Origin of the sequence: Paraclostridium benzoelyticum, assembly GCF_001006285.1 — a bacterium.
GTDB classification, from domain to species: domain Bacteria; phylum Bacillota; class Clostridia; order Peptostreptococcales; family Peptostreptococcaceae; genus Paraclostridium; species Paraclostridium benzoelyticum.
The window spans coordinates 1-12,233 of the sequence record NZ_LBBT01000273.1; the positions used below are offsets into that span (position 1 = coordinate 1).

Here is a 12,233-nt window from a genome sequence, read left to right on the forward strand (position 1 = left end):
ATACTATATTTTTATATAATTATTTATATTTGTTACTATTTGTTATTTTTTTCCTATTATTTTTTTTAAGTTCTCTATTTCTTTGTCTTTTTCCTTTAACTTATCTTCATATTCTATTTTTACGTCTTCTATGCTTTTATTTAGTACATTAATTAGTGATGCCATTTCATCTGAACTACCTGCTATTCTATTCAATAGCATCAAATTTTGTGCTAGAACATCTGGAATCTGCTTATGTGAATATCTAAGTTGATGATCTATTTCTCCATATCCCTCTTCAAAAATAGTTCTTACCTGTATTTCTGCAATTATTTTTTGTGTCGTAGGATATGACTCTATTATGTAATGTACAGATCTATATCCAGATAACCTTGAACATACTTCAATTCCTAGTTCTTCGAATTTTTTTGTATTATCACCTTCTCTTACATTAGAAACAATTTCTAATACTTTCCACATCCTAGTAATAAAACTGTGTATTTCCTCCCAATCCTCTTTAAATATATGTATTACTCTTATTCCTAGTAAATCAGTTATTTCATTTTTATAGTTATCTACAGTAAAATTAAAATCATTTCCATATTTTAATCGTCTATTATCTATCTTCCTTATTATTTTTTCAATTAAATGTTCTGGATCTTTAACTCTAGTTTTTACTGAGTGAACCTTTGGATGACTTCTTAATATAGTTGCTATTAACTCAGCTTGAGTTTCATAACTTTTTCTATACATCATAAAGTCTTCATAAATATACTCAATTTCATCCCAATCTATACTATCTTTTATTAACTCTTTATCTGTTATTTGGTATTTCTCCAGGAATTCATCTTTTCTTAACATTACGTTCCCTCTCTTTTGATTTAGTTCATATTTTATTATATCTCATATTTTGTATTTTTAACTATATTATTAATGTTTAAATTTGCAAATAAATTAATAAAAACTTATACTATTTGTTAATAGTATTTTAAAGAGAGGAAGTGAGTTTTTTGAATCCCATGAAAAATAGTATAAATATACTTATCCTTACCTGATTTTTCAGTTAGTTTGATAATGTTAGATATTGATAAATTTAAAGATATAAATGATACTTACGGACACTTATTTGGTGATTTTGTTATTAAAGAAGTAGCAAACTTACTTGATTCTTATATAAAAAATTTTGGCGGTTGGACATGTAGATATGGAGGAGACGAATTTATAGCTGTTATAGAAAATAAATCTGAAAATGAAACTTATACTATAATAAATAATTTTAAAACCTTTATTGAAACTAGAGAGTTTTAATATAAAATTAATATCACTTGTAGCTTTGGAGTTTCTTATCTTAATAAAGAAAATGTAACCTTTAGTGATTCTTTGAATTTAGTTGATACACAGCTATACAAAGCTAAAAATTCAAGAAATTCAGTTTGTTAGACTCAATGTAAAAATGCTATTTTGTTTTTGAAATAGCATTTTTATATTGGGATAATAAACTTTACAGTAAAACAGTATTCTTCTATATTAAAATCTATAACCCCCTCATATTTTTCTATTGTAAGCTTTAAATTTTCAATACCAATTCCATGATTAGTTTTATCTTTTTTAAAAGTTTCTATTTTAAAACTTTTATCTAATTCAAGTGGTTTTTTATTTTTAGAGTTTTTTATAACACATATTAATTTACTATCTATAACATCGCAATATAAGTGAATATATTTTTCTCTTTTATTATCCTCTAAGTTCATACATGCCTCTATGGCATTATCTATTAAATTATTAAATATTATTGATATATGCATATTTTTTATATGTATATCTTTAGGTATAAATATATCATATTTTAGTTTTATTCCATATTTTTCGCATACTTTTATTTTATTTTTGATAAGTGCATCCATTAAAATATGCTCACTAACAAAATAGCAATCAATTGCTTCAATTTCTTTGTCTATCTCATAGATAAAATCCTTTGCTTCTTCATGCTTTTTAGATGCTACTAACTGATTTAAAGCAAATTTATGTTTCTTAATATCATGAGCAATATACCTAACTTTTTTCATGTATTTTTCATATTCACTATAGTGTTTAATTTGATTTTCTAATTGATTGTTACTAACTTCAAGATTATATTTTGTGTAAGAAAGCTCTGCCTTTATCAATATATTTTGAATTATTAACTCACTAACCAATGTATAAAACATTATATATTTAACAATCTCCATGCTATTTTCACTTATAAATATCCATTTTAAAAAATGTGCTATTATAATATTGTCTATGCAATAATTTATTGTGACATAAACACAATATTTATATTGTTTATTCAAATAAATATATTTATTTTTAATTCTTGTATTCATAAATTTATAATACATTACTATAAATGTACCAATAGAAATAATTGATATTAAAGTATCTATTATGAAATATCCATTTGATAAAATTTCCAAAGAATAATTATACTTTAAAATAAAATCAAACGTACATTTATATATTATAAAAGCTATTAAGTTTGAATACAATGCATACTTTAAAATTGTAAAACCTATTAAAATTATCCTGGTTTTAACTTCTAGCTTTTTTATATATATGTATATAATTAAAAGTGAAATTACTGTAAATATTGTTATGTATAAAGTTGTATTATATATCTCCATTAATGTTGTGAGTAATGGGAGTAGTATTATTACAAACATAGATACAGTATCTTTATATGTAACTTTTATAGATCTAAAGTAACTATAGTATATGAAAATTATAAATCCGATTAATCCAACTATGTAAACAAACAAATTATCCTCCTATTGTTATACGTTAATCCTTTATATTGTAATTTATATATTTTTCTTTTAGCTCTAAAGTTTTCAGTCTACTAACCATAGCTTTTTGTGGAATATCAAAAAATATTTCTCTTGAGGATATCTTTCGTATCTTTTTTATATTAACGATATAACTTCTATGACTCCTATAAAAAAATTTTCCCTCTAACTGTTTTTCTATATGTTCTAACTTACCATAAAATGATTTAGTTTTATATTCTCCATTAAAATCATAGTGTATGGTTATAGTTCTATTGTTTACCTCAAAAAAATATATACTATTTACATTAAATTTAACAATTTCTTTTTGCATTTTTAAAACTATAGTCCTAGTTTTTTGATTTTTTTTTACTTCTAAAATAATTTCTTTTAATTTTTCTTCACTTAACGATTCTTTAAGCAAATATTCGTATACATTTAATCCATACCCCTTAATTGCATATTCTGCATAATTAGTAAGAAAAACAATGTATACTTCTTTATCTAAGAGTCTTATCTTTTTAGCCGTCTCAATTCCATCTATATCGTCCATAACTATATCTAATATAATTAAATCGAAATCTTCATCATTAATATCATCTAAAAGTCTCAGTCCTGAATCATACTCAAAAATAGTAATACTTGTATCTATTGATTTTGAAAATTTAGCTATATAACTTTTTACTGTGTCTCTGTATATTTTTTCATCGTCACAAATAGCTATTTTCAACCTTATAACACCTTCCATTTTTTATTTGTAATATAATTACTTTTTATAATAACATTTATAATATATAGCGTAAACGATAATAAAGATAGAAACATAAATTTCCATCTTTATTATCAAAGTCTTATATGAATTGTTATTTTAATCATATTTTTCAACTCTATTAGTATATATCCGAAAATTCTATACTCATAGGATCAAACCCACTTATTACACATGGAGTAGATAATTTATCTTTTGAATTAACATTTTTAAATGGAAGTTTTACAATAAACTCACTACCTTCATCTAAAGAAGTATTTACATCTATACTCCCCCCATATATATTCACTAATGAGTTAGTTATATATAAACCTAATCCACTTCCTTCATTTAATTTTACTAGTCTATCATCAACATAGCTTAATTTTTCAAAAATACATTTTGTATATCTATTTGGTATACCTACTCCATCATCTTTAACTTTTATAGTAATATAATCTTTTTCACAAGTTAATACAACTTCTATTCTTCCATTTTTCTTGTTATACTTTATTGCATTAGACAATAAATTCAATAAAATTTTTTCAATAATATTTTCATCAAATTTTCCAATATATTCTTCTTCATTTGTATCAAAGATTAAAATTATACCCTTTTCTTCACAAAATACAGCAGTTTTTATACAAATATTTTCTATAAAATAAACAATATCTCCAATTTTAAAATTACATTTTATCTCATTTGAATCTAACTTAGTTACATAAACGAGATTATTGGTAAGTTTTAACAATCTAAGACTATTTTTTTTTATAATGTCACTTATGTATTTAATTTCATCTACATCAACCTTTCGCATTGAATCAATATTGAAACTCAATAATTGTAGTGAACTCATAATTGCATTTATTGGTGTTCCTAACTCATGGTATAGATTTGAAAAAAAATCAGATTTTAACTTTTCTATTTCTTCATGTATATGTGCTGTATTAGTTATATCTCTAACCATTCCAACAATCCCACAAACTTGATTTTTCCTATCTAACATTGGAGTTTTTGTTATTTCTATATGTTTTCTTTTTTGATTTTGAGTTTCTATTTCTGTTTGGTATATTCTCTTTGATTTATATGTAATCACTTCTTCATCTTTTTCTTCAAAAATTTTAGATTGTTTATTATGTTTGTATATATCTTTATCTGTTTTTCCTATGATTTGATTAGATGTCAATCCTAAACAATTGCAAAACTCTCTATTACAATAAATATATGTCCCCTTTAAGTCTTTATAAAATACAGCGTTTAAAACTGACTCCCCTAATGCAACCCCTAAATCACTTTTATTTTCAGCTAAGTTATAGTTCATTTTTGCCACTTATGTAACCCCCCTTTAATTTTTTCATCTATAAATTTATTAATATTTATTACTATATTATATAAAATAAAAGTAAATTTAAGTCGCATTTGGTTGTGAAATGTGTTTTTTTAGTTGTGAAATGAATTTATTGAATCCCCTATAATTTTTATTCCTTTTTCAATTTCTTCAAATGAAAGTCTAGAAAATCCTAACCTCAAAGTGTCTTCCCCTTTTTCATTTACATAAAATATATCTCCTGGCATAAATATAACCCCTTTATCATAACATTTTTCTAATAATTTCCTTGAGTTTATATTTTTTAACTTTATAAAAATGTGAAGTCCGCCTTCCCCTAGTATATATTCATTTGGTATATATTTCTTTACGCATTCATATGCATAGTTAAACTTTTCTCCATAAAATTTTTTTATTTTTTTTACATATTTTTCAAATGCTCCACTACTCAAATAATCGTATAGGACTGCTTGGTCTAAAAATGAAACATGAATACTTTTGCATCTTTTTACACTTTCAATCCTTGAAATTACAGATTTATCACATAGTATCCACCCTATTCTAAGCCCTGGGAAAAGTATTTTTGAAAAACTACCTATATATACAACCCCATTATTTAAATTATCTAGAGATGCAATCGGAAATATATGAGAACTAGAATACAGCAACTCTTCATTGAATCCATCTTCTATTATTGGTATATTGTACTTTTTCATTAATTTATAGAATCTGTATCTATTTTCAGGATCCATAACCATTCCTGTTGGATTATGATATGATGGCGTTATGTACGCAAATTTAGGTTTTATACCTTTTTTTTCTAAAAAGTCTAGCTTTTCTTCTAACATATTAAAATTTAAACCATCATTATCTATATCTATGCCTACAATATTTAACCCTAAAAATTTAAATATCTTTTTTGCTGTATTGTGAGTTGGATTTTCACATATTATATAATCATCTTTTTCTGTGAATGATGATAAAATAATCTCCAATCCCTCTGTAAACCCATTAGTTATTAGTATATCTTTATTACTTGTATCTACCCCTTTACTATTCATATAGCTCAATAAATAATCTATAAGAGGCTTGTACCCTTTTGCGTACCCATAGTTTAAAATTTTATGACCTTCTAATGATATTCTGTTTAAAAAAGCCTTTTTAAACTCATCTATATCAAATAACGCTCCATTTGGAGCTATACTTTTAAAAGATATTAAGTCGTCCCTCCATGGAATCTCACTTTTTACAATATCCATGTCATTGGCTATTTTTATCTGTTCATTTTCAAGACAGTTGAAATCTACATTCCAAGATTTATTTACTGACTCATTTTTATGATTTACGAAAGTTCCTTTTCCATAAACCGAGTAAATTACTCCATCTGCTTTTAGTTCTTCATATGCAGAAATTATAGAATTCCTACTTACATTTAAAAACTGGCTTAACTCCCTTGTTGAAGGTAGTTTACTATTGTCTGGTATTAATCCTTTGCTTATCATTATTTCTATATGATTTTTTATTTGTATATAAATTGGATCTTTATTATTTAATTTTAAATTTGAAAATAACAAATAATCACCTCTTAATCTTAAAAATTCTATTTATAATTATACTATTTCAACTTTAATTTTAAAAACAAAAATTTACTTTGTTTGAATGACTGTGTCGACAAATTGGTGTGCCGTTACTTAAATGACTCCTTCTTTTACTTAAAAAGCTTTTTTATTATATTTAAATATCAACTAAATATTATACTATCAATTTACTTAAACGTAAAAAAGTATAGAGATAAATTTATTTATCTCTATACTTTTTAGTTAAGTATTACAAGTATTTAGCTTATTATTTACTTTATTTTGTAACATATATAAAAGTACAGGTATATACATATATGTTAAATAGCCTTCTATATTAAATAAGACTAATATTAATAAAAAAGAAGATACTATAGACGCAATTGTAGATGCTCTATTACTCTTTTTTAACATTTTCATGAAAACCCCAAACATAATTCCAAATATAATTATCATAAGTGAAAATGCAATAAATATACTCAGTTGCTGTAAATTTGATGGTATTTTAGGTATATACGAGTATAAAGTTACAAATATATATGTCAATAATCCAAACGTTATATATATCTTCCCCATAGTATTTCTCTTAAAAAGAAGTACTACTGTAAATATAAAGTAAATACAACTTAAAAAACTAACTAAACTCATAAATTCACCTACACTTATTTTATAATCCTAAGAATAATGGTACCACAGCTAATATAATAACTGTAGCTACAAATATAATAACTAATAATTTACTTACAAATTTAACCCAAGTAGCATAATCTATCTTAGATATAGTAAGTCCCCCCATAACAACTCCTGATGTTGGAGTTACTAAGTTTACTATACCACTACCTGCTGCAAAAGCTGTAACTACTACTTCTGGTGATATACCTAGTTTTTGTGCTAATGGTGCAAATATAGGCATAGATACTGATGCAAGTCCTGAAGTAGATGGTATTAAAAATGATAATCCTATATAAATTACATAAGCCATATTGGCAAATAATATAGAAGATACTCCACTTAATACTCCAGACGCTTTATCTAGTATATATAAGTCTAAGCCTGCATTTGCCATCATAAAAGATATACCTCTTGATATACCTATAACAAGTGCAACTCCAACCATATCAGCACAACCAGCTATAAATGATCCTACAATATCTTCTTCTGACATTTTATATACAAATCCTATAATAACAGCCATTAAAAAGAACCAAGCTGTTAATTCAGGGAACCACCATCCCCCTAGAGGACTTCCATTTAACCATGCTGTAGTATTGTCAAATACTGTTATTCCAAATTCACTCCATGGAATAACTCCCAAAATCATAACTACAAATGATAGTATAAATAATACTAATACTACTTTTCTTTTTCCATTTAACTCTAATATTTCTTCTTGATTTTTACTAAATGCTTCACTTGCTGAATCTAATTCATGTTTAGATAATATAGTTGCATTTTTATCAGCATAAACTTTTTTTGCATAACGCATTACATATATTATAGAAATTATAGTAGTTACAATCCATAATATTACACCTAATATTATAGTAGTTCCTTGGTTTATAGTTACTCCAGCTGCTCCAGCTGCTGAAACTGCTGCTCCTATTGCAAATGGATTTACAGTTGAACCTAAAACCCCGCAACCACAACCAAGCAATAATATCGAAGCCCCAACTATTGAATCAAACCCTGCTGCTATCATAGTAGCAGTTATAAGTGCATAAAATGCTAGTGACTCTTCTGCCATACCATAAGATGTTCCTCCTAATGAAAAGATTATCATTAAAACAGGGATTAACATAAGTTCTTTTCCTTTTAGTTTATTAACTAATGCTCCAACCCCAGCATCTAATGCTCCAGTTTTCGTAACAACCCCTAAAAATCCGCCTATTATAAGTACGAATAAAGCAACATCTATCGCTCCCTTAACTGACCCTTCATTGCTTACACTTATTAAAGGCCCATCCGCACTATTTATTGTTTTTAGTGCACTTTTAACTCCACTTGTATTCATTGCATCTGAAACTTTACTTGACAAATCTACATCTTGAACACCCACCATACCTGCAACAGGCGCCATAACTGTATCAGCTAAACTAGCTTTTTTTACACCTGGAACAACTTGAGTTATAATAGCTATTGCTATCATTATAATCAATAATACAGTATACGCAGATGGAAATTTAAACTTTTTGGTTTTATTTTTTGACATTTTATCAAATCCCTTTATTAAATTTTTTAGTGATATATTAAAAAATTATCATATTGTTTCTAAAAAAGGAATATCATTTTTTCAAAAATAATACTCCCCCTTTTATATGATATATATTTTACTCAAATTTTATTTATTTTTGTATTATTGTTCCTGTTTTTCCATGTAAAGCATCTTTAGCTTTTTCTAAAGATGTTATTAAAGCTTTTCCATTTGTAGATTGTTCCACAAAATCCATACAAGCTTCTATTTTAGGAAGCATAGAACCTTTTGCAAAATGCCCTTGTTCTTTAAATTCAGCTGCTTCCTTTAAGCTTATATTATCTAATTCTTTTTGATTTGGTTTATTAAAGTTTATGCAAACTTTATCTACCGCAGTTAATATAACTAACATCTCAGCATCAAGGTCTTTAGCTAATTTAGCACTTGATTTATCTTTATCTATAACCGCAGCCACACCTTGTAGTGATCCGTCTTCCTTTTCTATTACTGGTATTCCACCACCACCAACAGTTATTACTATACTTCCATTATCAGCTAATTGTTTAACTGTATCTAATTCCACTATTTTCTTTGGTTGAGGAGATGCCACAACTCTTCTATATCCTCTACCTGCATCTTCAACGAATGTAAATCCTTTTTCACTAGCTATTTTATCAGCTTCTTCTTTAGTGTAAAACATTCCGACTGGTTTAGTTAAATTTTTAAATGCCTCATCATTTTTATCAACTACAACTTGAGTAACTACTGATACAACATTTTTATTTAATTTTCTAGAGTTTAATTCATTTTTTATTGATTGTTGTAAATGGTATCCAATATATCCTTGACTCATTGAACCACATTCTGCAAACGGCATACTTGGTGTATTAGCCCCATTATTAGATGCAAAATCCATAGCTAAATTTATCATCCCTACTTGGGGCCCATTACCATGTCCAACTATTACATTGTATCCCTCTTCACAAAGGTCAACTATTGTTTTAGCGGTATGCTTAACTAAGTTTAATTGTTCTTCAGGATTATTTCCTAATGCATTTCCACCTAATGCTATCACTAATCTTTTCATAATTATCCTCTCTCGCTTTTCAAATATTTTATAAAAATAACCCCCATAATATTTCATATAACAAAATGGGGGTTTTTTACTATAGATTATTGTCCTATAGTAGCAGCCATTATAGCTTTTATAGTATGCATTCTGTTTTCAGCTTCGTCAAACACAACAGATTGCTTAGATTCAAATACTTCATCTGTAACTTCCATTTCAGTTATACCAAATTTTTCATGCATTTCAGCACCTACTCTAGTTTTTAAATCATGGAATGCTGGTAAACAGTGCATGAATATAGCTTCTGGATTAGCATTATTCATAACTTGCTTATTAACTTGGAATGGTTTTAATTCTTTTATTCTTGCTTCCCAAACTTCATCTGGTTCTCCCATAGATACCCAAACATCTGTGTATATAACATCAGCATTTTTAGTTCCAGCCATAACATCTTCAGTTAATGTTATAGTGCATCCATTTTCTTTAGCTATTTCTTTACATTCAGCTACTAATTCATCTGCTGGGAATAATTCCTTTGGAGCACAAGCTGTAAAGTTAAGTCCCATCTTAGCACAAGCAACCATTAAAGAGTTGCCCATGTTATTTCTAGCATCTCCCATGTAAACAAAGTTTACACCTTTTAATCTTCCTAATTTTTCTTCTATAGTTAATAAGTCAGCTATCATTTGAGTTGGATGGAACTCATTTGTTAATCCATTCCATACTGGTACTCCAGCATTAGCTGCTAATTCCTCAACTATTTCTTGAGAAAATCCTCTATATTCTATACCATCGTACATTCTACCTAAAACTCTAGCCGTATCTGCTATAGACTCTTTTTTACCCATTTGAGACCCTGTAGGTCCTAAGTATGTAACACCCATTCCTAAGTCCATTGCTCCAACTTCGAATGAACATCTAGTTCTAGTTGAGTCTTTTTCAAATAGTATAGCAACATTTTTACCGTCTAATGCCTTATTTACTACACCAGCTCTTTTTAAATCTTTTAAGTTTTTAGATAAATCTAATAAATATCTAATTTCTGCACTTGAAAAATCTAATAATTTTAAAAATGAACGACCTCTTAAATTAACTCCCATTGTAAAACCCTCCTAGTAATTTATATTGAATTATATTATATTTTTTATATCTTCTTTAAAAGTCTCAATTTTAAATCTTTTAAAGAAGTCTTTAGCATATTGTAAAACTTATACTTCTCTAATTAAAGGCATTGACATACATCTTGGTCCTCCACGACCTCTTGACAATTCACTTGATGGTATAACATGTATTTTTATTCCATTTTCAACTAATAATTGATTAGTTACATAGTTTCTTGAGTAAACAACAACTTCCCCTGGTTTTATACATAATGTATTAGAACCATCGTTCCATTGCTCTCTATCAGCTATAACTTTATCTCCACCACCACATTGGATTAATGTAACTTTTTCTACTCCAAGGTGTTTAGCTAATATAACTTCTAAATCTTCATTCATTTCTTTAATATTTAATTCACCTTCTGAATCTCCTTTAGTTATTTCAAATACTTGAAGAGGTCCTTGTATTCCTGGGTGTATAGTGAATTTATCAACATCTATTTGAGTGAAAACTGTATCTAAATGCATCATAGCTCTATTATTTGGTATATTAACCCCTAATATAGTTTCTATTTTATTGTTTGCACTATGGAAAAATATCTGTTTAGCTATATGTTCAATAGCTGCAGCTTCAGTTCTTTGAGATATACCTATCGCTAAAGTTTTTTCAGTTAAGTTTAGTATATCTCCCCCTTCTATATGATGCTCAAAATCTCTATCATAAAATCTTTCAATCTGTCCTTTGAAATCTTTATGATACTTGAATATATAATCAGCATATAAAGTTTCTCTATTTCTAGTTACTGAATACATTTTATTTAAACTTACCCCATTTCCTATACTTGCAAATGGATCTCTTGTAAAGTATAAGTTTGGCATTGGATCAGCTATAAATGGGTAATCATCATCAGCTAAATCAGCTAAACTTTTATTTGATAGTTTAGGTAATTCATTTTTGTTTATACCTGCCATTGTTTTTCTTATTAATTCTTCATTATTTTTAAATCCTTTTAAAAATTTATAAACATTTTTATATAGTTCTGGACTTTTAATTCCTGCCTCTTTTATAAATTGGTTTATAAATTGTTCTTTAACTTTTTCATCTTCTATAGCTTCTGCTGCTAATTCATGTAAGTAAACAACCTCTACTCCATTTTGTCTTAATACTTCTGCAAAAGCATCATGTTCTTGTTGAGCAACTTCTAAAAAAGGAATATCATCAAATAATAATCTCTCTAAGTATTCAGGTGTTAAATTTTCAATTTCTGCACCTGGTCTATGAAGTAACACTTTTTTCAAAGGTTTAATTTCACTTGTTACTCTAATTCCCATATTCATTTCCTCCCTACTTAGTGTAAATATTTCTTTTACTTTTTTAATTGAGTACAATTTAATTGTAAATTTATTTTAAAAATCTTATATTCTATATTAATTTGTA

At 26.8% G+C, this 12,233-nt stretch carries 11 protein-coding genes; 1 reads left to right on the top strand and 10 read right to left on the bottom strand.

Annotated features, from left to right (window positions below; genetic code table 11):
- Nucleotides 1-42: 42 nt before the first annotated feature.
- Nucleotides 43-840 carry a RelA/SpoT domain-containing protein gene (locus tag VN21_RS13965; protein ID WP_046823798.1) on the bottom strand — a complete coding sequence of 266 codons (798 nt, stop codon included), beginning with the start codon at nucleotides 838-840 and terminating at the stop codon, nucleotides 43-45.
- 207 nt (nucleotides 841-1,047) lie between these two features.
- Between VN21_RS13965 and VN21_RS13970 the strand changes: the two genes are divergently transcribed.
- Nucleotides 1,048-1,287 (top strand): GGDEF domain-containing protein, encoded by a 240-nt coding sequence (locus tag VN21_RS13970; RefSeq protein WP_152650820.1) that lies wholly within the window; start codon nucleotides 1,048-1,050, stop codon nucleotides 1,285-1,287.
- Nucleotides 1,288-1,460: 173 nt separating this feature from the next.
- Here VN21_RS13970 and VN21_RS13975 read toward each other — a convergent pair whose 3' ends face one another.
- From VN21_RS13975 to arcA, 9 genes are all read right to left on the bottom strand, one after another.
- Complete coding sequence (locus VN21_RS13975) at nucleotides 1,461-2,777, bottom strand: sensor histidine kinase (protein WP_046823800.1); 1,317 nt, start codon at nucleotides 2,775-2,777, stop codon at nucleotides 1,461-1,463.
- A gap of 22 nt (nucleotides 2,778-2,799) precedes the next feature.
- Nucleotides 2,800-3,513, bottom strand: a complete 714-nt coding sequence (locus VN21_RS13980) for a LytR/AlgR family response regulator transcription factor (protein ID WP_046823801.1) — start codon at nucleotides 3,511-3,513, stop codon at nucleotides 2,800-2,802.
- 160 nt (nucleotides 3,514-3,673) lie between these two features.
- Nucleotides 3,674-4,852, bottom strand: coding sequence for a PAS domain-containing sensor histidine kinase (locus tag VN21_RS13985; RefSeq protein ID WP_226896717.1), 1,179 nt, complete (start codon nucleotides 4,850-4,852; stop codon nucleotides 3,674-3,676).
- 119 nt (nucleotides 4,853-4,971) lie between these two features.
- Entirely contained in the window at nucleotides 4,972-6,432 is a 1,461-nt protein-coding gene (gene pdxR / locus VN21_RS13990; protein ID WP_046823802.1) for a MocR-like pyridoxine biosynthesis transcription factor PdxR, read from the bottom strand.
- A gap of 246 nt (nucleotides 6,433-6,678) precedes the next feature.
- Nucleotides 6,679-7,083: a hypothetical protein gene (locus tag VN21_RS13995; protein ID WP_046823803.1), complete on the bottom strand. Its 405-nt coding sequence runs from the start codon at nucleotides 7,081-7,083 to the stop codon at nucleotides 6,679-6,681.
- 19 nt (nucleotides 7,084-7,102) lie between these two features.
- Nucleotides 7,103-8,644, bottom strand: a complete 1,542-nt coding sequence (locus VN21_RS14000; RefSeq protein ID WP_046823804.1) for a YfcC family protein — start codon at nucleotides 8,642-8,644, stop codon at nucleotides 7,103-7,105.
- 133 nt (nucleotides 8,645-8,777) lie between these two features.
- Nucleotides 8,778-9,713 carry a carbamate kinase gene (gene arcC, locus VN21_RS14005; protein WP_332840888.1) on the bottom strand — a complete coding sequence of 312 codons (936 nt, stop codon included), beginning with the start codon at nucleotides 9,711-9,713 and terminating at the stop codon, nucleotides 8,778-8,780.
- Between the two features lie 86 nt (nucleotides 9,714-9,799).
- Entirely contained in the window at nucleotides 9,800-10,795 is a 996-nt protein-coding gene (gene argF / locus VN21_RS14010; RefSeq protein WP_046823805.1) for an ornithine carbamoyltransferase, read from the bottom strand.
- Nucleotides 10,796-10,903: 108 nt separating this feature from the next.
- Nucleotides 10,904-12,127 carry an arginine deiminase gene (arcA, locus tag VN21_RS14015; RefSeq protein ID WP_332840889.1) on the bottom strand — a complete coding sequence of 408 codons (1,224 nt, stop codon included), beginning with the start codon at nucleotides 12,125-12,127 and terminating at the stop codon, nucleotides 10,904-10,906.
- Between the last annotated feature and the right edge of the window lie 106 nt (nucleotides 12,128-12,233).

Excerpts from the sequence above, each read along its gene's own strand:
- VN21_RS13985 (WP_226896717.1), bottom strand. The coding sequence starts at position 4,852 with ATGAACTATAACTTAGCTGAAAATAAAAGTGATTTAGGGGTTGCATTA.
- VN21_RS14000 (WP_046823804.1), bottom strand. The coding sequence starts at position 8,644 with ATGTCAAAAAATAAAACCAAAAAGTTTAAATTTCCATCTGCGTATACT.
- argF (WP_046823805.1), bottom strand. The coding sequence starts at position 10,795 with ATGGGAGTTAATTTAAGAGGTCGTTCATTTTTAAAATTATTAGATTTT.
- arcC (WP_332840888.1), bottom strand. The coding sequence starts at position 9,713 with ATGAAAAGATTAGTGATAGCATTAGGTGGAAATGCATTAGGAAATAAT.
- VN21_RS13965 (WP_046823798.1), bottom strand. The coding sequence starts at position 840 with ATGTTAAGAAAAGATGAATTCCTGGAGAAATACCAAATAACAGATAAA.
- VN21_RS13995 (WP_046823803.1), bottom strand. The coding sequence starts at position 7,083 with ATGAGTTTAGTTAGTTTTTTAAGTTGTATTTACTTTATATTTACAGTA.
- arcA (WP_332840889.1), bottom strand. The coding sequence starts at position 12,127 with ATGGGAATTAGAGTAACAAGTGAAATTAAACCTTTGAAAAAAGTGTTA.